Genomic DNA, 21,042 nt, shown 5'->3' on the forward strand with positions numbered 1-21,042 from the left:
TGGCGGCGTGCAGCATCCGGTCACAGGCGTTGCGTTTCGCGGAGCTTGCACGGCCGCGCCGGAGGCCGCGGGGGCTGCGATCATGACGGGTTCGTGAATCCCGTCCGCCCGGCCCGTGCACCGGGCGCCCCGCGCTCATCTTGCAGACCTCTTCCCAGCCCGGCACCGTCGTCGTCATCGGCGGTGCACTGAAAGCCGGCAGCGACGCCGTCTGGCAGCGCATCGTCGACGAGGCCGGCGGCCCGGGCGCGGCCATCGCCGTCTTCCCGACCGCGGCCTACGAGCCCGAGCGCATCGCCGCGCAGATCGTCGCTGCGCTGAGCCGCTGTGGCGCGCGGCCCGAGGTCATCCCCGTCGCGCCGCACCTGGACGGCGTGGACCTGCAGGCGCGGTTGAATGACCCGGCGCTGATCGCCCGCGTGGCCGCCTGCCGCGCGGTGTTCTTCTCGGGCGGCGCCCAGGAGTACATCGTCGACACGCTGCGGCCCGGCGGCGCGGCCACGCCGATGCTGGACGCCATCCGTGCCGTGTTCGCGGCCGGCGGCGTCATTGCTGGCACCAGTGCCGGTGCTGCCGTCATGAGCCAGTTCATGTTCCGCGACGCGATGGACAACCTGGCGGTGTTGCGCGGCCGGTGGCGCGAGGGGCAGGAGTACGACCGCGGCCTGGGCGTCCTGGCGCCGGGCCTGCTCGTCGACCAGCATTTCCTGAAGCGCGGCCGCATCGGCCGCATGCTGCCGGCGTTGCAGCGCCTGGGCTGCCGGCTGGGCCTGGGTGTGGACGAGAACGCCGCCGTCGTCATCCAGGGCACGGTGCTGGAGGTCATCGGCGGCAGCGGTGCGGTGCTGGTGGACCTCGGGCAGGCGACGCACGACCCCGCGTTGCCCGCCTTCAACCTGGCGGGGGCGCGGCTGTCCTATCTTGACCACGGCGACCGCCACGATCTCGCTACCGGCCAGACCACGCCGGCCGAACGCAAGCGCCGCGACCGCCGCATCGACCCGACCGCCGCCGGCTTTCGGCCCGGGCTGGACAGCCACCGCTACTACCTCGACATGCTGGGCGACGGCTGCCTGCTGGCCGCGCTGGCGCAGCTGCTGGACGGCCCCGCGGACGAGGTGCGCGGGCTGGCCTACCGCGCGAACGCGCAGCCGGGCGAGCTGCTGCCTGACATCGGTTTCGAGTTCCGGCTGCACCGCGGGCCGGGGCTGGCCGGCTGGCGCGATGCCGGCAACGGGAGCGACGGCTACACCGTGCTGGGTGCCCGGCTGGACGTCGTGCCGGTGCGCATGGCCAACCCGCTGTTCACGCCGCTGGCGGCCGAGCCTCGCCGCGTGGTCGAATCGTTGGCAGGGAGCCAGAAGAAGAAAACCCCAGGAGACGCATCATGAAACTGATCCCTTTGGCCCTCACGGCCCTGCTGACCGCCGGGGCGGCGCATGCCACCGACGTGGGCGTGTCCGTGCAGATCGGACAACCCGGCTTCTACGGCCGCATCGACATCGGCAACACCGCGCCGCCGCCCGTCGTGCTGCGCGAGCCGGTCTGGGTGCAGCGCCGGCCGGTGCATGTCGAGCCGGTCTACATGCGCATCCCGCCGGGCCACCAGAAGAACTGGAGCAAGCACTGCGCGCGCTACAACGCCTGCGGCATGCCCGTGTACTTCGTGCGCGAGGACTGGTACCAGGAGCGCTACGAGCGCCGCGACGGCGACCGCGGCCATGACGACGACCATGGCAAGGGCAAGCACGGCAAGGGGCATGGCCACGGCAAGGGCAAAGACCGCGACTGAGCGCGACACAATCGGGGCATGGCCGAGACCGACACCCGCCCCGAAGGCTTCCAACGCGTCAGCGCCGCGCTGCTGGCGCGGCAGCACCCCCACCCGCCGCTGTGGCTGGACGTCGCCGCACGCACCGCCCAGGAGGCCGCCGATGCGCTGGGCGTCACGCTGGGGCAGATCGCCAAGTCCGTCGTGTTCCGCCGCAAGGCCGACGAGTCTGCCGTGCTGGTCATCACCTCGGGCGACAAGCGCGTCGACGAGAGCAAGCTCAAGCCGCACGCCGGCGCGCTGGGCCGCGCTGATGCCGACTTCGTGAAGGCCCGCACCGGGTTCTCCATCGGCGGCGTGTCCCCCACCGGTTTCGCGCCCGCCGACGGCGCCGCGCCGCCCCAGCTGTTCATCGACCGCGAGCTGTTCCGCTTCGACATCATCTGGGCCGCGGCCGGGCACCCGAACGGCGTGTTCAAGCTGACGCCGGCCGACCTGGAGAAGATCACCGGCGCGCCGGTCATCGACGTGGTGCAGGCATGACGCGGACCGGGCGCCGGGTCGCCCCAAGCCGGGCCGCGATCCCCTCGGGCGAGGGGCAGGCATGAAGCCGGCCGTCAGCTCGCCCTGCGTCAACGTCTGCCAGATGGACGCCGCCAGCGGCTGGTGCCGTGGCTGCGCGCGCAGCCTCAACGAGATTGCCGGCTGGGGCGGGGCGCCCGAGGCTCGCCAACGCCACATCCTGGACCAGTTGCCTGCGCGACGCGTCGAGCTGCACCGCCACGGCCTGTGGTTGGGCCCCTGGCCGCCGAGTGAGGAACAAGACCGATGAAGCGCCTGACCTTCTACTTCGACCCCATCTCGCCCTACGCGGCGCTGGCCTTCGAGGCCTTGCCCGAGGCGCTCGCGGGGCACAGCGTGGAGGTGGTTTACCGGCCCATCCTGTTCGCCGCGCTGCTGCAGGCGCTGGGGCAGAAGGGACCGGCCGAGATCGAGGCCAAGCGGCGCTGGACCTTCCGCCAGGTGGCGTGGCTGGCGCACCGCCAGGGCGTCGTGCTGGACCCGCCCGCGCAGCATCCGTTCAACCCGCTGCCGCTGCTGCGGCTGGCCTGGGCCTGCGCGGCGCCTGAAGGCCAGCCCGGCGACACGCCGGGGCGCTGGGTCGTGGAGCAGCTGTTCCACCACGTCTGGCGCGGCGCCGGCGCCGATGCCAACGACGCGACCCGGCTGGCAGCGCTGACCGAGCGCCTCGCGCCCGCGCAGGACCCGGCCGGCGAGGCCGTCAAGCAGCGGCTGCGCAGCGAGACCGAGGCCGCGCTGGCGCTGGGTGTGTTCGGCGTGCCCACGGTCGAGCTGGATGGCCGGCTGTTCTGGGGCCAGGACGCGCTGCCCATGCTGCGCGCCGCGCTGGACGGCGACCCGTGGTTCCGCAGCGGCATCTGGGAGTCGGCCGCGCAGCCGCGGCCGGGGCTGGCGCGGCGCCACTGACGATCTCGGGACTTACCCGGGACGGGGCTTGATTCCCGCATTGAGAAACGCGAGCTGCGGGTTCCTGCGGGGTTTGTCAGCCTCGATTCAGACTGGCGTCAGAACACGGTCAGAGGCCGTGGCAATAGTCACGCCGCAAGGACCACCCCGCCGTGGGGCGGCCCGACTACACGGAGACTTTTCAACATGGCAACTGCAGCAGCATCCGCCGCGGCGCCGATGACCAAAGAGGAAAAGAAGGTCATCTTCGCTTCCTCGCTGGGCACGGTGTTCGAGTGGTACGACTTCTACCTCTACGGCTCGCTGGCCCCGATCATCGCGAAGCAGTTCTTCGCCGGCCTCGATCCGCAAGCCGCCTTCATCGCGTCGCTGATGGCGTTTGCTGCCGGCTTCATCGTGCGCCCGTTCGGCGCGCTGGTGTTCGGCCGCCTCGGCGACATGATCGGCCGCAAGTACACCTTCCTGGTCACCATCCTGATCATGGGCCTGTCGACGTTCATCGTCGGCGTGCTGCCCACCTACGCCACCATCGGCGCCGCGGCGCCGGTCATCCTGGTCGGCCTGCGGCTGCTGCAGGGCCTGGCGCTGGGCGGTGAGTACGGCGGCGCGGCCACCTATGTGGCCGAGCACGCCCCGCACGGCAAGCGCGGCGCTTACACGTCGTGGATCCAGACGACCGCGACGCTGGGCCTGTTCCTGTCGCTGATGGTCATCCTCGGCACCCGCACCGCGCTGGGCGAGAAGGACTTCGGCGACTGGGGCTGGCGCATTCCCTTCATCGTCTCCATCCTGCTGCTGGGCATCTCGGTGTGGATTCGTCTGTCGATGAACGAATCGCCCGCCTTCCAGAAGATGAAGGCCGAGGGCAAGACCTCCAAGGCACCGCTGTCCGAGTCCTTCGGCCAGTGGAAGAACCTGAAGATCGTGTTGCTGGCCCTCTTCGGCCTGGTCGCCGGCCAGGGCGTGGTCTGGTATTCGGGCCAGTTCTACGCGCTGTTCTTCCTGACGTCGGTGCTCAAGGTCGACGCCTCCAGCGCCAACATCTGGATCGCCATCTCGCTGATCCTGGGCACGCCGTTCTTCGTCGTCTTCGGCACGCTGTCGGACAAGATCGGCCGCAAGCCCATCATCATGGCCGGCCTGCTGCTCGCCGCGGTGACCTACTTCCCGCTGTTCAAGGCGCTGACCAGTGCGGCCAACCCCGACCTGGCCCGTGCGCAGGAGACCTCCAAGGTCACGCTGACCACCAACATGGCCAGCTGCTCCTTCCAGGGCAGCCCGCTGGCACGTGAGGTGGACTTCACGAGCGCGTGCGACATCGCCAAGCGTGCGCTGGCCGTGTCTTCGGCCAGCTCCGAGACCCTTGAGGCCGCCCCCGGCGCGCCGACCGTGGTCAAGGTGGGTGAGAAGGAAATCGCCGTCCCGACCGCCAGCAAGCTGACCGAGCACAAGTTCGACGAAGCCAGCACCAAGGCCATCGCCGCCTTCAAGAAGGACCTGGGCGAAGCGATGAAGGCCGCCGGCTACCCGGCCAAGGCCGACCTCGCCAAGGCCAATGTGCCGATGGTCATCGCCATCCTGTTCGTGCTGGTGCTGTACGTGACCATGGTCTACGGCCCGATCGCGGCGATGCTGGTGGAAATGTTCCCGACCCGCATCCGCTACACGTCGATGAGCCTGCCGTACCACATCGGCAATGGCTGGTTCGGTGGTCTGCTGCCCTCCATCACGTTCGCGATGGTGGCCCAGAACGGCAACATCTATCACGGCCTGTGGTACCCCATCGTCATCGCGGCGGTCACGTTCGTCATCGGCGTGCTGTTCGTGCGTGAGACGAAGGACGTGGACATCTACGCGAAGGATTGAAGCCCCTCGTCTGGTCACGCCGCGCTGAACGCGGGCGTGTCCAGCCGGTCCCCCGAGGGGACGGCGATGCTAGCGGCGTTGAGCCGCTCGCACATCGCCAGACGGGCCCGCTTGGGAGCGGCCCGGCGCTGGGCCCGCAGACCAGACGAATCCGAAGGCCGGCATCCGCCGGCCTTTTCGTTTTCCGGGAAGGTGCTGCTTGTCGATTGCACTCGCCCCTGCGACGATGCCGGCGATGCCCAAGTCCAAGGATTCCCCCGATGGCAGCGCCAGCGAACAGCGGCGACTGCAGATGGTCGACATCGCCCGGCTGGCCGGCGTGTCGGTGTCCACCGTGTCGCGTGCGCTGAACGGCAGCGAGCTCGTCAACGCCGAGACGCGCCAGCGCGTGGCCGACCTGGCCCGCTCGCTGAACTACTCGATCAACTTCGGCGCCCGCAACCTGCGGCTGCAGGAGAACAAGACCGTCGCCGTCGTCGTGCCCTACGACGCCAGTTCGCGTCAGCACATCTCCGACCCGTTCTTCCTGTCCATCGTCGGCTCCATCGCCGACGCGCTGACCGACCGCGGCTACGACATGCTGCTGTCGCGCGTGGATGCCGAGCACCTGGACCTGGCCTCGCACTGGTTCGACTCCGGCAAGGCCATCGGCGTGGTCCTCATCGGCCAGTGGCGCCACCACGACCAGCTCAACGAGATGGCCGCCCGCAAGCTGCCGCTGGTGGTGTGGGGTGGCGAGATGCCGCAGCAGCTGTACTGCAGCGTCGGCGGCGACAACGTGCTGGGCGGCACGCTGGCCACGCGCCACCTGCTGCAGCTCGGGCGGCGCCGCATCGCCTTCGTTGGCGACGCGCAGCTGCCCGAGGTCTGGCTGCGCCGCCAGGGCTATGCGCAGGCGCTGCGCGAGGCCGGGCTGGACGTGGACCCGGCGCTGGAGCTGCCAGCCCCGTTCGAGCCCGGCGTGGCCACCGGCGTGCTGCGCGACTTCTGCGCCCGCGAGCGTGGCTTCGACGCCGTCGTCTGCTGCAGCGACGTGCTGGCGCTGCTGACCATCCAGGCCTTGCGCGCCACCGGCCGCAGCGTGCCGGGCGACGTGGCCGTGATCGGCTACGACGACATGCCGCTGGCCGCCTACTGCGATCCACCGCTGACGACGGTGCACCAGCCGGTGGCCGAGGCCGGTGCACAACTGGTGGAAGCCTTGCTGGGGCAGCTGCGCGGCGAACGTGCGGGCCCGCGCACGATGCCGGTCTACCTGAAGCTGCGGGAAAGCGCGCCGGGCGCCTGACGACGGGCCGCCAGCCGCGGCGCGGCAGCCATCGTCGGCCTCGGGTGGTGTGGATTGACGATCGATTTCATTTGCGTGCCTAGCAACTCTTTTCTGAAACGACCAATCCGTGTTTCTACTGAAATGCAATCGATTGCAAAACGAAGGGGGCGGTCGCAGAATGACGGCACGGATCGACACCGCCGCTGGCGGTCCAGACCGACGTCCGCCCCGCAGAGGGCGCTCGAATACCGACAACCAGGAGACACCATGACCAGCTCTCGCGTCCTCTCTCGCCGTCCCGCCGTCCAGCCCCTGTCTGCCGCCATCGCGCTGGCCCTGTTGAGCGCCGCGGCGCATGCGCAGCAGGCCGCCGCCACCGAGACGGCCGACGGCCTCAAGCTCGACGCCGTCGTCGTCACCGGCGCGTCCACCGCCAAGTCCAAGATGCGCTCCAGCGTCGCGATCTCGACGATCGAGAGCGAGAGCGTCGGCGCCGTCACCGCGGCCAGCTCGACGGACCTGCTGCGCGGCGTGCCCGGCATCCGCGCCGAGGCCAGCGGTGGCGAGTCGAATGCCAACGTCGCCGTGCGCGGCATCCCGGTCTCGGCCGGCGGCGCGCGCTACATCCAGTTCCAGGAAGACGGCCTGCCGGTGCTGCAGTTCGGCGACATCGCGTTCGCCACGCCCGACACCTGGATGCGTGCCGACGCCGGCTTCGAGCGGCTGGAAGTGGTGCGCGGCGGTTCCGCGGCGCTGCTGGCCACCGGCGCGCCGGGCGGCATCATCAACTTCATCACCAAGACCGGCCTGGAGCAGGGCGGGTCCATCCAGCTGACAAAGGGCCTGGACTTCGACCAGACCCGTGTGGACTTCGGCTACGGCGGCCGCCTCGCGCCCAAGACGCGCTTCTTCGTCGGCGGCTTCTACCGCGTCGGCGACGGCGGCCGCAAGGGCGCCGACGGTACCGAGAACGGCGGCCAGGTGCGCGCTAACGTGACCTTCGAGCTGGAAGGCAAGAGCTTCGTGCGCTTCAGCGTCAAGCACCTGGACGACCACACGCCCACCTTCATGCCCACGCCCATCAAGTACGTGAACGGCAGCATCCAGGAGCTGCCCGGCCTGGACCCGCGCCGCGCCGCGTTTTACGACGTCGCCTGGCCGATGGACAACACGCTGACCAACACCAACGGCCGCACCACCAGCAACATCCGTGACGGCCTGTCCGCCAAGAGCGACGCCTTCGGAGTCGAGATGGACCTGGACGCGGGCGGCGGCTTCCGCCTGCAGAACAAGTTCTCGTGGAGCAAGAACTCCGGCCGCTTCATCGGCATCTTCCCGGGCGACGACGTCAGCGCGGCGCCCGCGGGCACCACCATCGCCACCGGCCCCGATGCGGGCACGGCCTACACGGGCAACCGGTTCACCGCCGTCATCTTCAACACCAAGGTCGACAACGCCGGCCTGATGGCCAACGACCTGAAGTTCTCCCGCGGTTTCGACGTCGGCAGCGGCGCCAAGCTCAATGCCGTGGCTGGCCTCTACACCTCGGTGCAGCAGCTGGACCTGACGTGGAACTTCAACCAGTACTCGCTGTCCGCCAGCGGTGAGGGCGCCCGCGTGCTGAACGTGCCCGGCGTCGTCAACGGCTCGCCCGGCTTCGGCGGCTGCTGCAGCAACACGCAGGACAGCAAGTACACGACCAACGCGCCCTACCTGGTGCTGAACTACGAGGCCGGCCCGCTGTCGGCGGACATCGGCGTGCGCCGCGACAACCAGAAGGCCAGCGGCGCCTACTACCAGTCCAATGCCGGCGTCAGCTACGACCTCACCAAGCCCAATGCCATCGACTACGACTTCGGTCGCACGTCCTACTCGCTGGGTGGCAACTACGCGCTGAGCCAGGACCTGTCCGTCTTCGCCCGCTACTCTGACGGCGCCGCCTACAACGCCGACCGCATCACCTTCTTCAACAACCCCAACCTCGTCAACGGCAAGAGCCCGACCATCCCGACCAACAAGGTCAAGCAGGCCGAGGTGGGCGTGAAGATCCGCGGCAACGGCATGAGCCTGTTCGCGACGCTGTTCCACGCCAAGACCGACGAGGTCAATGTCGACGTGACGACCCAACCCATCGTCGCCAAGGCCAACAGCTACCGCAGCAACGGCCTGGAACTGGAAGGCTCGGCCCGCTTCGGCGTCGTCAGCCTGCTGGGCGGGCTGACGTACACCAGCGCCAAGCAGGCCGACGGCCGCGCGCCGAAGCGCCAGGCCAAGGTGGTCTACCAGCTCACGCCCACGGTCAACCTGAATGATGCGCTGACCTTCGGCGTCGGCATCGTCGGCACGACCAAGAGCCTGGATGACGGCCCCGGCGGTGCGCTGACGATCACGCTGCCCGCCTACACGGTGGTCAACGCCTTCGCCAGCTATGCGCTCACGGAAAAGGCGACGCTGTCGATTGCGGCGAACAACCTGCTCAACGAGATCGCGTACACCGAGAGCAACGACGGCCGCGGCGCCGCGCGGGCCTACACGGGCCGCACGGTCAAGGCCAGCCTGCGCTACACCTTCTGAGCGCGGCCATGCCCCACCTCGTCCTTGTGCTTGGCGAGGCCCTCGTGGACGAGTTCCACGACGGTGCCGTCGCCGGCGGCGCGCCGTTCAACGTGGCGCGCTCGCTGGCAGCGTTAGGCGCGCCGGTGCGCTTCGTCAGCCGCATCAGCGCCGATGACGCTGCCGGCCGGCTGGTGCTGGACAGCGCGGCGCGCTTCGGCCTGGCGGTCGATGGCATCCAGCGCGATGCCGCCCATGCCACCGGCCGTGTCAGCGTGCATGAGGACGCGGGCGGCGGCCACCGCTTCGAGATTCACTCGAATGCAGCTTGGGACCATCTCGAAGCGCCACCGGCGGCCGGCGCCGGCCTCGTCTACTTCGGCAGCCTGGCCCAGCGCCATGCGGTGTCGCGCGCGGCCATCCGCACCGGCGTCAAGCGCGCGGCTGGCCCGCGGCTGCTGGATCTCAACCTGCGCCCCGGCACCGACACGCCCGAGCTGGCCGCCGAATCGCTGATGCTGGCCGACTGGGTCAAGATCAACGAGGACGAGCTCGACCAGCTGCTGGCCTGGTTCGAGCCCACGCTGCCTGCGCTGATGGCCCGCTTTGCGCTGCAGCGGGTGGTGCTGACACGTGGCGCCGCAGGCTACGCGTTGTACGGTGACGAGGGGCGGCTGCTGGCGAGCGGGGAGGGCGTGGCCCAGCCTGCCTTCGTCGACAGCGTGGGCGCCGGCGACAGTTTCACGGCGGTGCTGCTGGCGGGTCTGTCGCGAGGCGCCGACGTGGCAGCGACGCTGGCGCTGGCCAATCGATACGCGGCCATGATCTGCGGCGTCCGCGGCCCGGTGCCGTCCGACCCGACAGTGCTGGCGCCGTGGCGCGAGGCGCTGCACGCACTGCCGATGGAAAGCTGAGCATGCACAAGCCTCATCTGTCGTTCACGCAGATCGTGAACATGAACGTCGGCTTCCTGGGTATCCAGTTCAGCTTCGGCCTGCAGCAGGCCAACATGAGCCCGATCTACCAGATGCTGGGTGCCGATGGCAAGGACCTGCCCTATCTGTGGCTGGCCGGCCCCATCACCGGCCTGCTGGTGCAACCCTTCGTCGGCGCGATGAGCGACCGCACCACGCACCGCTGGGGCCGGCGCACGCCGTACTTTCTCATCGGCGCGCTGCTGTGCTCGCTCGGTCTGCTGGCCATGCCGTTCAGCCCGGCGCTGTGGTTCGCGGCCGGCCTGCTGTGGATCCTGGACGCGGCCAACAACGTGACGATGGAGCCCTACCGCGCCTATGTCAGCGACCGGCTGCGGCCCGAGCAGCATGCCAGCGGCTTCCTCACGCAGGCCTCGTTCACGGGCCTGGCGCAGACGCTGGCCTACCTGACGCCCAGCCTGCTGGTGTTCTTCGGCATGAACAAGGACGCGCTCGGGGCCAACGGCATCCCGGTCGTCACGACGCTGGCCTTCATCGTCGGCGCGTTGCTGTCGTTCACGACAGTCTGGTGGTCGGTGCGCAAGGTGCCCGAGCTGCCGCTGCCGGCCGAGGAGCTGGCCCGGTTGCGTGCGCTGCCACGCGGCTTTGGCCCGGCGCTGGCCGAGATCTGGAGCGCCGTGCGCGAGATGCCGCCGACGATGCGACGGCTGTGGTGGATGGCGCTGTTCCAGTGGTACGGAATGATGTGCTACTGGATCTACATCGTGCCCACGCTGGCCGCGACCGTCTTCGGCACGGACGACCCGCACAGCGCGGGCTTCCGCGACGCCGCGCTGCTGAATGGCCAGGTGGGCGGCTTCTACAACGCGGTCGCCTTCGTCGCCGCCTTCGCGATGGTGCCGTTCACGAAGCGGCTGGGTGCGAAATGGGTGCATGCGTTCGCGCTGTTCGCCGCCGCCGCTGGCATGTGGGTGCTGCCCGGCATCCGCAGCGAGGGCTGGCTGCTGTTCCTGCCCATGGTGGGGATCGGCCTGGCCTGGGGCTCCATCATGGGCAACCCGTACGTGCTGCTGGCCGGCAGCATCCCGCCCGAGCGGGCCGGGGTCTACATGGGCATCTTCAACATGTTCATCGTGATCCCGATGCTGATCCAGGCGGTCACGCTGCCGCTGATCTACGACAGCCTGCTGGGCGGTCGCCCCGAGAACGTCATCCGCCTCGCCGGCGTGCTGCTGGCGCTGGCCGCTGTGTGTGTGCTGCGCGTGCGCACGGAGAAATCGTCATGAAGAACCAAGTCCAACTCATCACCTACGTGGACCGCCTCGGCGGCCAGCGCGACGGCGCCGACCTGGTGCGGCTGAAGCGCCTGCTGTGCGAGCCCGGCGCACCGCTGGCGGGCGTTTTCGGCGGCGTGCACCTGCTGCCGTTCTTCCACGCCATCGACGGCGCCGATGCTGGCTTCGATCCCATCGACCACACGCAGGTCGACCCGCGCTTGGGGCGTTGGGATGACATCAAGGCGCTCACCGAGGGCCTGGACGTGATGGCCGACGTCATCGTCAACCACATGTCCAGCGAGTCGCCGCAGTTCCTGGACTACTCCGAGAAGGGCGATGCTTCGGCCTATGCCGGCCTGTTCCTGACGCTGGATGCCGTGTTTCCCGACGGCGCGAGCGAACAGGGCCTGCTGAGCGTCTACCGGCCGCGCCCCGGCCTGCCGCTGACCTACGCGACGCTTCAGTCCGGCGAGCGCCGCATCCTCTGGACCACCTTCACCGCGGCGCAGATCGACATCGCTGTGCACCACCCGCAGGGCCGCGCCTACCTCACCAGCATCCTGCGCACCTTTGCCGACAACGGCATCCGCATGGTGCGGCTGGACGCCGTCGGCTACGCCATCAAGAAGGCCGGCGACAGCTGCTTCATGATGCCGGAGACCTTCGACTTCATCGGCGAGTTCGCTGCCGAGGCGAAGGCGCTGGGCATCGAGGTGCTCGTCGAGATCCACAGCTACTTCCAGCGCCAGATCGAGATTGCGTCCAAGGTGGACTGGGTCTACGACTTCGCGCTGCCGCCGCTGGTGCTGCATGCGTTCAGCTTCGGCACCGCCACGGCGCTCAAGCGCTGGATCGCCATCCGCCCCGCCAACGCGCTGACCGTGCTGGACACGCACGACGGCATCGGCATCATCGACATCGGCGCCGACGCCAGCGACCGCAACGCCCACCCGGGCCTGGTGCCGCCCGAGGAGCTGGATGCGCTCGTGGACCGCATCCACGACGCCAGCCAGGGCGAAAGCCGCAAGGCCACCGGTGCCGCGGCCAGCAACCTGGACCTCTATCAGGTCAACTGCACCTTCTTCGACGCGATGGGCCGCGACGAGACGGTCTACCTGCTGGCGCGCGCGCTGCAGTTCTTCCTGCCCGGCGTGCCGCAGGTCTACTACGTCGGCCTGCTGGCCGGCCACAACGACATGGACCTGCTGGCCCGCACGCAGGTGGGCCGCGACATCAACCGCCATTTCTACGGCGAGGACGAGATCGCCCGCGACTGCGAGCGGCCCGTGGTGAGCCGCCTCATCGAGCTGATCCGGCTGCGCAACCGCCACCCGGCGTTCGGCGGCAGCTTCCACGTGGAGCCCAGCGGCGACGAGGTGCTGCAGCTGCGCTGGCAGCAGGATGCCGACTGGGCCACGCTGCGCATCGACTTCGCGACGCGCGCCCATGAGCTGAGCTACAGCGGCGCCGGTGGCGCGCAGGAGACCTTCGCCTTCAGTTGAGCGTCAGCCTGGGCCGCCAGAATGCGCCGCATTCAAACCTGGAGACCCAAGCATGTGGAAGTTGATCGTTGGCTTCATCGCCTTTGCCGCGCTGGCGCTTTTCATCCTGACCAAGAGCGGCGGCAACATCGACCTGAGCGGCGAGAAGCACGACGTGGCGGCGCACGAGCCGGCTGCCTCTGAAGCGGCATCGGCCGCCGTCACTGCGGCGGTTGATGCTGCGTCCGCGCCGGCCTCTGCGGCCTCTCAATAATCCCCGGCCCGCCTGAAGCTGATTGCGGTTCTAAGCCGCGATCGGCTTCGCCTCCTCGGTAGACCGACCCGTCTTGCCCGCGTTCAGCTGGGCAAGGCTGGGCGGGAGGCAGTCATGGATTCGCGCGCTGCGGCGCGCTGAGCGGCAATCGCATCAGCATCTGCGTGCCCTGGCCGGGCGCTGACTTCACCTCGATCTGCCCGCCCAGCACGTTGGTGACGATGCTGTGCACGATGTGCATGCCCAGGCCCGAGCCGCCGGTGCCCAGCTTGGTCGTGAAGAACGGGTCGAAGATGCGCCGCCGCACGGACTCGTCCATGCCGCGGCCGTCGTCGATGACGGTCAGTTCGGCCTCGTCATCGCCCAGGCGCGCGCAGTGCACCGTCACGCGGCCGTGCTCCGCGCCCTCGAAGCCGTGCAGCAGCGCGTTCATCAAGAGGTTGGTCAGCACCTGGCCCAGCGCACCGGGGTAGCTGTTCATCATCAGCCCGTGGCACAGCTGGGTGTCGATGATGTAGGGCGTCTTCTTGAAGCTGGGTTCCACCATGACCATCACGTCTTCGACGACCTTGCCGAGGTCGAAGTCGCGCCGCAGGTCAGCGGTCTGGTCGATGGCCACCTGCTTGAAGTCGCGCACCAGGTCGGCCGCCTTCTGCACGTTGCGCTGCAGGATGTCCTGCGCGCGCCGCGTGTCGCGGGCCAGCTCTTCCAGCGTGCTGCGGCGCAGCTGCACGGCGCCGGCCAGCATGGCCTCCAGCTGCTTGTAGCGGTCGTCCAGCGTCGACACCACCGTCAGCGCGTTGCCCAGCGGCGTGTTCAGCTCGTGGGCCACACCGGCCACCAGCCGGCCCAGTGACGCCAGCTTCTCCGACTCCACCAGCTCCCGCTGCGCGGCCTGCAACGTCTCCAGCGCCTCGGACAGCTCGGCGTTGCTGGCGGTCAGCTCGGCCGTGCGCACGGCCACCGTCTCTTCCAGATTCAGGTTGTGCTGGCGCAGCGCCTCGAAGGCCGACAGCAGCGCCTGGCGCATGCGCTCCATCGCCACGCCCACGCGGGCGATCTCGTCGGCACCGCTGACCTGCAGCGGCTGCTCCAGCCGGCCCGCGGCCAGCGCCTCGGCCGCACCGGTCAGCGCCGTCATGGGCCGCAGCACATAGCGCTGCAGCACCCACAGCATCAGCACCAGCGACAGCGTCAGCGTCAGCCCGCTGCGCCACACGGTGCGCCAGACCTCGGCGCGCTTGGCCTGCAGCAGCGGTGCGGCCGTCATCGTGATGGTGAGCTTGGCGATCTCGCGGCCGTCGCGCTGGATGGCGCGCGTCTGGCTCAGCGTCAGCGCGGCGTCGTCGGCGTCATGCCGGCGTTCGAACGACAGGAAGGGCCCCGGCGTCGCCGGCTCCACCACCTTGACGGCGACGAAGCGCGGGTCGTCCACCTGCGCCTTGACCATGGGTTCGGCCAGGTCGGGCGACACCTGCCAGACCGGCTCGGCCAGCGACAGCGACATGATCTCGCTGGTGCGTGCGAGGTCGCGCTTCAGGTCTTCCATCGCCGTCTCGCGCGTGGCCTGCACGTCGTACAGCAGCACGGCCGTGGTGGGCAGCAGCAGGCCCAGCAGCAGCGCCAGCACGACGGCGAAGGTCAGCGAATTGCGCTGCCAGCCGAACGGGCGCGGGGCCGGTGCGGGCAGGGCAAGCGGTGGTGGCGTTACGGGACGGTCCGACATGGAGGGGGCGCGCGGCGCACCGGAGTGTAGGCCGGCCAAAAGCGGTCGAAATGCGCGGCAGCGGCCGTGGAGGCTCGGGTTTTTCCTGGGGTGTCGGGGCTGCTGCGCCCCCGGGGCGAGGCCTCAAAATCCGCCGCCAGCGCGCCGCACGGGCGCAGCTACGGAGAACAACAGTGAAGCGTTGGGTTGGTCTGGCGGCCGCAGTAGCCGCTTGCATGGCGTTGGGCCCTGTGCATGCGCAGGGTGTGCTTCGCATCGGCATGGTGGCCGGGTTCACCGGCCCGGTGGCGGGCCTTGTGCAGGAGAGCGCCGACGGCGCGCGCCTGTATTTCGAATCCGTCAATGCGTCGGGCGGCATCAAGGGCCAGAACATCGAGCTGGTCACGATGGACGACAAGTACGACGACAAGACGGCCGTCGTGCAGGCCAAGTCGCTGGCCAGCCAGGGCGTGCTGGGGCTGATGCTCAGCCGCGGCACCGGCCCCACGGAGGCCATGCTGCCGGTGCTCAAGGAGAACAAGCTGCCGCTGTTCGCGCCTGCCACCGGCGCCATCAGCCTGCACGAGCCGGCCCAGCCCTACGTCTACCACCTGCGCGCCAGCTACCAGAAGGAGGCCGAGCGCGCCGTCAAGCACCTGGCCGGCATCGGCGTGAAGCGCTTCACCATCGTGCAGGTGAACGACGCGTTCGGCAACGACGCCGGCAAGGGCGCCATCAAGGGCCTGGACGACCTCAAGATGCGCGCGTTGTCGCACCTGCGCTTCGACCGCAACAAGCCCGATCTCGCGCCAACGATGCAGGCCATCGCCAAGGCCGGCATGGAAGCGGTCGTGCTGATCGGGCCGGGCTATGCCGTCGTCGAGGGCGTCAACGCGCTGCGCGCGGCGGGCTCCACGGCCCATGTCGCGACGCTGTCCAACAACGCGTCGGCCGAGTTCGTGAAGGCGCTGGGCGAGAACGCGCACGGCGTCCTCGTCACGCAGCTGTTCCCCTACGAGCGCTCCACCGCCAACCTGATGGTGCGCGAGGCGCTGAGCCTGGCCAAGTCCTCCGGCCGCAGCGAGCTGACGCCGGCACAGGTGGAAGGCTTCGCGGCGGCCAAGCTGGTCGTCGAGGCGCTCAAGCGCGTGAACGGCAAGGACATCACGCGCGACGGTCTCAACAAGGCGCTGGACGGCGCCCGGCTGGACCTCGGCGGCCTGCAGGTGCACTACACGGACAAGGACCACACGGGCCTGGAGTACACCGACGTGTCCATCGTCGGCGTGGACGGGAAGTTCAAGCGCTGAACCGTCGCGGCCGATCGCGCGATGATGTTGCGGCTTGCTGATGCAAGCCGCATTTGTTTTGGGGAGCGTGTGATGGATCTGGGATTGAAAGGCCGCTGGGCGCTGGTCTGCGCGGCAAGCAAGGGCTTGGGGCGCGGCTGTGCCGAGGCGCTGGTGGGCGAGGGCGTCAACGTCGTCATCACGGCGCGCGGCGAGGCTGACCTGCTGGCCACCGCCGCCGCGCTGAAGGCGCTGAACCCCGACGTCGAGGTCAAGGCCGTCATCGGCGACATCGCCACGCCGCAGGGCCGCGCCGACGCGCTGGCCGCCTGCCCGCAGGTGGACATCCTCATCAACAACGCCGGCGGCCCGCCGCCCGGGGACTTCCGCGACTGGGGCCGCGAGCAGTGGCTGGCGGCGCTGGAGGCCAACATGCTCACGCCCATCGAGCTCATCAAGGCGACCGTGGACGGCATGGCCGCGCGCGGCTTTGGCCGCGTCGTCAACATCACGTCGGGTGCCGTGAAGGCGCCCATCGACACGCTGGGCCTGTCCAACGGCGCGCGCTCGGGGCTGACCGGCTTCGTCGCCGGCGTGGCCCGCCAGCCGCGGCTGGCCGGCGCCAACGTGACGATCAACAACCTGCTGCCCGGTGCGTTCGACACCGACCGCCTCAAGAGCGGCTTCAAGGCCGGCGCTGCAAAGGCCGGCATCGGTGCGGATGAGCTGGCCGCCCGCCGCCGCGCGGCGATTCCCGCGCAGCGCTTCGGCACCGCGGCCGAGTTCGGCGCCATCTGCGCCATGCTGTGCAGCACGCACGCCGGCTACCTGACCGGCCAGAACATCCTGCTGGACGGCGGCAGCTACCCGGGGACGTTCTGATGGTGTGGCTCAAGCGCATCCTCGTCGGCCTGCTGGCGCTCGTGCTGCTGCTGGCACTGGCGCTGTGGCTGGCGCTGCGCGGCAGCCTGGCGCAGCTGGATGGCGACCGCACGCTGCCCGCGCTGGCGGCGCCGGCCGAGATCCAGCGCGACGCGCGCGGCTACGTCACCGTGACGGCCGAGAGCCGCGCCGACGTGGCGCGCGCGCTGGGTTTCGCACATGCGCAGGAGCGCTTCTTCCAGATGGACCTGATGCGGCGCAATGCCGCCGGCGAGCTGTCGGCGCTGGTCGGCGCCAAGGCCTTGCCGCTGGACAAGGCACGCCGGTTGCACCGCTTCCGCCACCGCGCCGAGGCCGCACTGGCCGCACTGCCGGCCGACGAGCGCGCGCTGCTGGACGCCTATGTGAGCGGCGTGAACGCGGGGCTGGCCGGCCTTTCCGCCCGCTCGCCCGAGTACCTGCTGCTGCGCCAGCAGCCCGCGCCCTGGGCCGCGGCCGACACGCTGCTGGTGGCCTACGGCATGTACCTGGACCTGCAGGGCGCGCAGGGCCGCGACGACATCGCGATGGGCGTGCTGCACGACAGCGTGCCGGCCGACTGGTACGCCTTCCTGAGCCAGCACAGCGCCGACTGGCAGGCCGCCATGGACGACAGCCGCGTCAGCGCCGTGCCGCTGCCCGCCGGCCCGCTGCCGGACGCGCTGCGCGTCGTGAAGACCGCCTGCCGCGACTGCGGCCTGCAGGACTCGCGCGACATCGGCAGCAACAACTTCGCCGTGGCCGCCGCGCACGGCCGCGACGGCCGCGCGCTGCTGGCCGACGACATGCACCTGGGCCTGCGCTCACCCGGCACCTGGTTCAAGGCACGCATGCAGTGGAAGGACGCCGCCGGCAGCCACGACATCGCCGGCGCCACGCTGGCCGGCACGCCGCTGCTGGTCGTGGGCAGCAACGGCCGCGTCGCCTGGGGCTTCACGAACACGACGTCCGACTGGGCCGACGTCGTCACGCTGCAGCTCAATGCCGCCGGCACGCATTACCTGTCGGGCGGCGTCGAGAAGCCGCTCAAGCGCAGCGTCGAGCGCATCGAGATCGCCGGCCAGCCAGCGGTGGACCACGAGGTGCTGGAGAGCGAGTGGGGGCCGGTGATGCCGCAGCAGGCCCCCAAGGGCCAGGCCTACGCGCTGCGCTGGGTGGCCCACGACCCCGAGGGCATGAACCTGCATCTGCTGAAGCTGGAGACCGCCGGCGGCGTCGACGATGCCGTGCGCGTGGCGGCCGGTGCCGGCATTCCGCACCAGAACCTGCTGCTGGCCGACAGCACCGGCCGCATCGCGTGGACCGTCATCGGTGCCATCCCGCGCCGCGTGGGCGTGGAAGACATGGACCGCCCGCAGGACTGGCGCGATGGCCGCTCGCGCTGGCAGGGCTACCTGCCCGCCGCCGAGCAGCCCCGCATCGTCGACCCCGCCGATGGCCGGCTATGGACGGCCAACTCGCGCATGGTGGGCGGCGACGCGATGAAGACCGTGGGCAACGGCGGCTGGGACCTGGGCGCCCGCGCGCAGCAGATCCGCGACGGGCTGCGCGCGCAGCAGCGCATCGACGAGGCCGGCCTGCATGCCATCCAGCTGGACCACCGCGCGCTGTTCGTGCAGCGCTGGCGGCAACTGCTGCTGGACCAGGTGCTGACGCCCGAGTTCGTTGCCGCCAACGGGCTGGCGGACTACCGGGCCGAAGTCGACCGCAGCGCCGACGCCGCGCGGCCCGACGCCGTCGGCTATCTGCTGGTGCGGGCGTTTCGCGAGCAGGCGTTGACGCAGATCTTTGCGCCGCTCGCCGGCCTGATGGAGACGCGCGGCCTGAAGCTGCGCGACCTGAAGATGGTGCCCGAGACACCTGGCTGGGCGCTCATCCAGGCCGCCCGGCCCGACACGCTGCCCGGCGCCTACAAGAGCTGGCCCGAGCTGCTGCAGCAGGCCGTGCTGGCCAGCCGCAAGGAACTGGTCGACAGGCATGGCAGCCTGGCCGCCGCGACCTGGGGCGCCGACAACCCCACCAGCATGCGCCACCCGCTGAGCCAGGCGGTGCCGGCGCTGTCCGGCTGGCTGGACCAGGCCTCGCAGGGCATGGCCGGCGACGCCCACATGCCGCGCGTGCACAACCACGGCCACGGGCAGAGCGAGCGCATGGTCGTCTCGCCGGGCCAGGAGGAGCGCGGCCTGCTCGTCATTCCGGGCGGCCAGAGCGGCCATCCGATGTCGCCGTTCTACCGCAGCGACCACGCGACCTGGCTGGCCGGCGAGGCGCTGCCCTTCCTGCCTGGCGACGCGGTGCACCGCCTCGTGCTGCGACCCTGATCCAGGCGACACCACTCGTGCGGGGTGAGGATGCCCGTGCCACGCCCCGCTGTGCACAATCGCGGGTTCGCAAGATCCGGAGGATTGACATGAACAAGACCCTGTACGCCCTGATGCTGGCCGGCCTGTCGACCGCCGTGCATGCCGAAGACGCCGCTTCCAACGTCGAGAAGTGCTCCAAGAAGCTGGGCGTCATCGCCGTGGCCGAGCCGCAGCACGGCTGGAACCACCTGTCGCAGTACGGCCTGGGTTCGCCCGCCGCGCTGCTGCGCATGATGATCCAGAACTCCGGCTGCTTCGACGTCGTCGAGCGTGGCCAGGCCATGCAGAACCTGCAGCAGGAGCGCTCGCTGGCCGCGGCCGGTGAGATGCGCCAGGAGTCCAACGTCGGCAAGGGCCAGATGCAGGCGGCCGACTTCGTCATGACGCCCAACGTGCAGGTCGGCGCCAACACCAGCGGCGGCCTGGGCGGCTTCCTGGGCGGCAAGCTCGGCATCGTCGGCGCCATCGCCGGCGGCCTGAAGTTCAAGGACGCGTCCACCAGCCTGCTCATCGCCGACGTGCGCTCGTCCATCCAGGTCGCGGCCGCAGAAGGCAAGGCCAGCAAGACCGACTTCTCCATCGGCGGCTGGGGCTTCGGCGGCGGTGCCGTGGGCGGCATGGGTGGCTACACCAGCACCGCCGAGGGCAAGCTCATCGCGGCCAGCTTCCTCGACAACTACAACAAGATCGTGCTGACCATCCGCGATCAGGCCAGCCTCGTGCGCGGCAGCAGCGCCTCCGGCGACGCCAACGCGGCCGCCTCCACGCAGGCCGGCGCGCCCATCAACGCCGGCCAGATGCTGGCGCCCAAGATCTCCAACGTGAAGGCCTACGCGACGCCGTCGCGCGACGGCAAGGTCGTCGCCACGCTGAACCGCAGCGACGAGCTGGTCGCCACCGGCGAGGTCAAGGATGGCTTCGTCAAGGTCGACTCGGCCAACTTCAGCGGCTGGGTGCAGCGCACGCTGGTCACGCCGATCGGCAACTGATGAAGGTCGCGCTGGTCACCGGCGCAGGGTCGGGCATCGGCCGCGCCGTGGCCCGCGCACTCGCGGCCGAGGGCTGGACGCTCGCGCTGATGGGCCGCCGCGAGGCGCCGCTGCGCGAGACGCTGGCCGACGCGCTGCTGCTGCCCGCCGACGTTGCCGACGAGGCGCAGGTGGACGCTGCCTTTGGCACGCTGGCCGGGCACTTCGGTCGGCTGGACCTGCTGTTCAACAACGCCGGCATCAGCGCCATCGGCGTGCCCATCGACGAGTTGCCGGTGGCGCAGTGGCGCGCGGTGGTGGACACCAACCTCACCGGCAGCTTCCTGTGCGCCCGCGCGGCCTTCCGCCTGATGAAGACGCAGCAGCCCCGCGGCGGCCGCATCATCAACAATGGCTCCATCTCGGCCCACGCGCCGCGGCCCAACTCGGCGCCGTACACGGCCACCAAGCACGCCATCAGCGGCCTGACCAAGTCGCTGAGCCTGGACGGCCGCGCGTTCGACATCGCCTGCGGCCAGCTCGACATCGGCAACGCCGCCACCGAGATGACCGAGAAGATGGCGCGCGGCATGCCGCAGGCCAACGGCCAGGTCGCCGTCGAGCCCCGCATGGACGTCGAGGACGTCGCCCGCGCCGTCGTCTACATGGCCGGCCTGCCGCTGTCGGCCAATGTGCAGACGATGACGGTCATGGCCACGCAGATGCCTTTCGTCGGGCGCGGCTGAACGTCAGCCCCTCGCCCATTCCCGCCTCGCTGAACGCGGGCAGGCCTGGTCGATCCCCCGAGGGGATGGCGATGCTTGCGGCATTGAGCCGCAAGCACATCGCCTGACGGGCCGGCTTGGGAGCGGCCCGGCGCT

At 70.1% G+C, this 21,042-nt stretch carries 18 protein-coding genes; 17 read left to right on the forward strand and 1 reads right to left on the reverse strand.

The genetic code is table 11. The features are described from left to right. The first annotated feature begins 140 nt into the window (after nucleotides 1-140). The 12 genes from AC1Q7O_RS23990 to AC1Q7O_RS24045 all read left to right on the forward strand — a co-directional run bounded on the left by AC1Q7O_RS23990 (nucleotide 141) and on the right by AC1Q7O_RS24045 (nucleotide 12,915). The gene (locus AC1Q7O_RS23990) at nucleotides 141-1,391 is read left to right on the forward strand and encodes a cyanophycinase (RefSeq protein ID WP_492661461.1); all 1,251 of its coding nucleotides are present in this window, start codon (nucleotides 141-143) and stop codon (nucleotides 1,389-1,391) included. Next, on the forward strand, nucleotides 1,388-1,792 hold the full coding sequence (locus tag AC1Q7O_RS23995; protein WP_492661460.1) for a hypothetical protein: 405 nt from the start codon (nucleotides 1,388-1,390) through the stop codon (nucleotides 1,790-1,792). The genes AC1Q7O_RS23990 and AC1Q7O_RS23995 overlap by 4 nt, the downstream gene beginning before the upstream one ends. An 18-nt stretch (nucleotides 1,793-1,810) precedes the next feature. After that, nucleotides 1,811-2,314, forward strand: a complete 504-nt coding sequence (locus tag AC1Q7O_RS24000; protein ID WP_492661459.1) for a YbaK/EbsC family protein — start codon at nucleotides 1,811-1,813, stop codon at nucleotides 2,312-2,314. A gap of 61 nt (nucleotides 2,315-2,375) precedes the next feature. Continuing rightward, nucleotides 2,376-2,603 carry a DUF1289 domain-containing protein gene (locus AC1Q7O_RS24005; protein ID WP_492661458.1) on the forward strand — a complete coding sequence of 76 codons (228 nt, stop codon included), beginning with the start codon at nucleotides 2,376-2,378 and terminating at the stop codon, nucleotides 2,601-2,603. Beyond that, nucleotides 2,600-3,259, forward strand: coding sequence for a 2-hydroxychromene-2-carboxylate isomerase (locus AC1Q7O_RS24010; RefSeq protein ID WP_492661457.1), 660 nt, complete (start codon nucleotides 2,600-2,602; stop codon nucleotides 3,257-3,259). The genes AC1Q7O_RS24005 and AC1Q7O_RS24010 overlap by 4 nt, the downstream gene beginning before the upstream one ends. 186 nt (nucleotides 3,260-3,445) lie before the next feature. After that, entirely contained in the window at nucleotides 3,446-5,125 is a 1,680-nt protein-coding gene (locus tag AC1Q7O_RS24015; protein WP_492661456.1) for an MFS transporter, read from the forward strand. 235 nt (nucleotides 5,126-5,360) lie between these two features. After that, nucleotides 5,361-6,413, forward strand: a complete 1,053-nt coding sequence (locus AC1Q7O_RS24020) for a LacI family DNA-binding transcriptional regulator (protein ID WP_492661455.1) — start codon at nucleotides 5,361-5,363, stop codon at nucleotides 6,411-6,413. Nucleotides 6,414-6,662: 249 nt separating this feature from the next. Then, entirely contained in the window at nucleotides 6,663-8,969 is a 2,307-nt protein-coding gene (locus AC1Q7O_RS24025) for a TonB-dependent receptor (RefSeq protein ID WP_492661454.1), read from the forward strand. 8 nt (nucleotides 8,970-8,977) lie between these two features. Next, complete coding sequence (locus AC1Q7O_RS24030) at nucleotides 8,978-9,862, forward strand: PfkB family carbohydrate kinase (RefSeq protein ID WP_492661453.1); 885 nt, start codon at nucleotides 8,978-8,980, stop codon at nucleotides 9,860-9,862. Nucleotides 9,863-9,864: 2 nt separating this feature from the next. Continuing rightward, nucleotides 9,865-11,169 (forward strand): MFS transporter, encoded by a 1,305-nt coding sequence (locus AC1Q7O_RS24035; RefSeq protein ID WP_492661452.1) that lies wholly within the window; start codon nucleotides 9,865-9,867, stop codon nucleotides 11,167-11,169. Beyond that, nucleotides 11,166-12,662: a sucrose phosphorylase gene (gene gtfA, locus AC1Q7O_RS24040; RefSeq protein ID WP_492661451.1), complete on the forward strand. Its 1,497-nt coding sequence runs from the start codon at nucleotides 11,166-11,168 to the stop codon at nucleotides 12,660-12,662. Before AC1Q7O_RS24035 ends, gtfA begins: the two co-directional genes overlap by 4 nt. Before the next feature lie 52 nt (nucleotides 12,663-12,714). Then, the gene (locus AC1Q7O_RS24045; RefSeq protein WP_394513040.1) at nucleotides 12,715-12,915 is read left to right on the forward strand and encodes a hypothetical protein; all 201 of its coding nucleotides are present in this window, start codon (nucleotides 12,715-12,717) and stop codon (nucleotides 12,913-12,915) included. Between the two features lie 112 nt (nucleotides 12,916-13,027). Here the strand turns inward: AC1Q7O_RS24045 and AC1Q7O_RS24050 are convergent, their stop codons facing one another. Further along, the gene (locus AC1Q7O_RS24050) at nucleotides 13,028-14,641 is read right to left on the reverse strand and encodes a sensor histidine kinase (protein WP_492661450.1); all 1,614 of its coding nucleotides are present in this window, start codon (nucleotides 14,639-14,641) and stop codon (nucleotides 13,028-13,030) included. Nucleotides 14,642-14,856: 215 nt separating this feature from the next. Here AC1Q7O_RS24050 and AC1Q7O_RS24055 point away from each other — a divergent pair, with 215 nt between their 5' ends. From AC1Q7O_RS24055 to AC1Q7O_RS24075, 5 genes are all read left to right on the forward strand, one after another. Then, the gene (locus AC1Q7O_RS24055; protein ID WP_492661449.1) at nucleotides 14,857-15,930 is read left to right on the forward strand and encodes an ABC transporter substrate-binding protein; all 1,074 of its coding nucleotides are present in this window, start codon (nucleotides 14,857-14,859) and stop codon (nucleotides 15,928-15,930) included. Nucleotides 15,931-16,002: 72 nt separating this feature from the next. After that, a complete protein-coding gene (locus AC1Q7O_RS24060; protein ID WP_492661448.1) occupies nucleotides 16,003-16,791 on the forward strand; it encodes an SDR family oxidoreductase in 789 nt (262 codons plus the stop codon). Further along, nucleotides 16,791-19,151, forward strand: coding sequence for a penicillin acylase family protein (locus AC1Q7O_RS24065; protein ID WP_492661447.1), 2,361 nt, complete (start codon nucleotides 16,791-16,793; stop codon nucleotides 19,149-19,151). The genes AC1Q7O_RS24060 and AC1Q7O_RS24065 overlap by 1 nt, the downstream gene beginning before the upstream one ends. An 89-nt stretch (nucleotides 19,152-19,240) precedes the next feature. Beyond that, nucleotides 19,241-20,182, forward strand: a complete 942-nt coding sequence (locus AC1Q7O_RS24070) for a CsgG/HfaB family protein (RefSeq protein ID WP_492661446.1) — start codon at nucleotides 19,241-19,243, stop codon at nucleotides 20,180-20,182. Next, nucleotides 20,182-20,907, forward strand: a complete 726-nt coding sequence (locus AC1Q7O_RS24075) for an SDR family oxidoreductase (protein ID WP_492661445.1) — start codon at nucleotides 20,182-20,184, stop codon at nucleotides 20,905-20,907. The genes AC1Q7O_RS24070 and AC1Q7O_RS24075 overlap by 1 nt, the downstream gene beginning before the upstream one ends. Nucleotides 20,908-21,042 lie beyond the last annotated feature (135 nt).

This window comes from Roseateles sp. GW823-FHT07B05 (assembly GCF_058794515.1).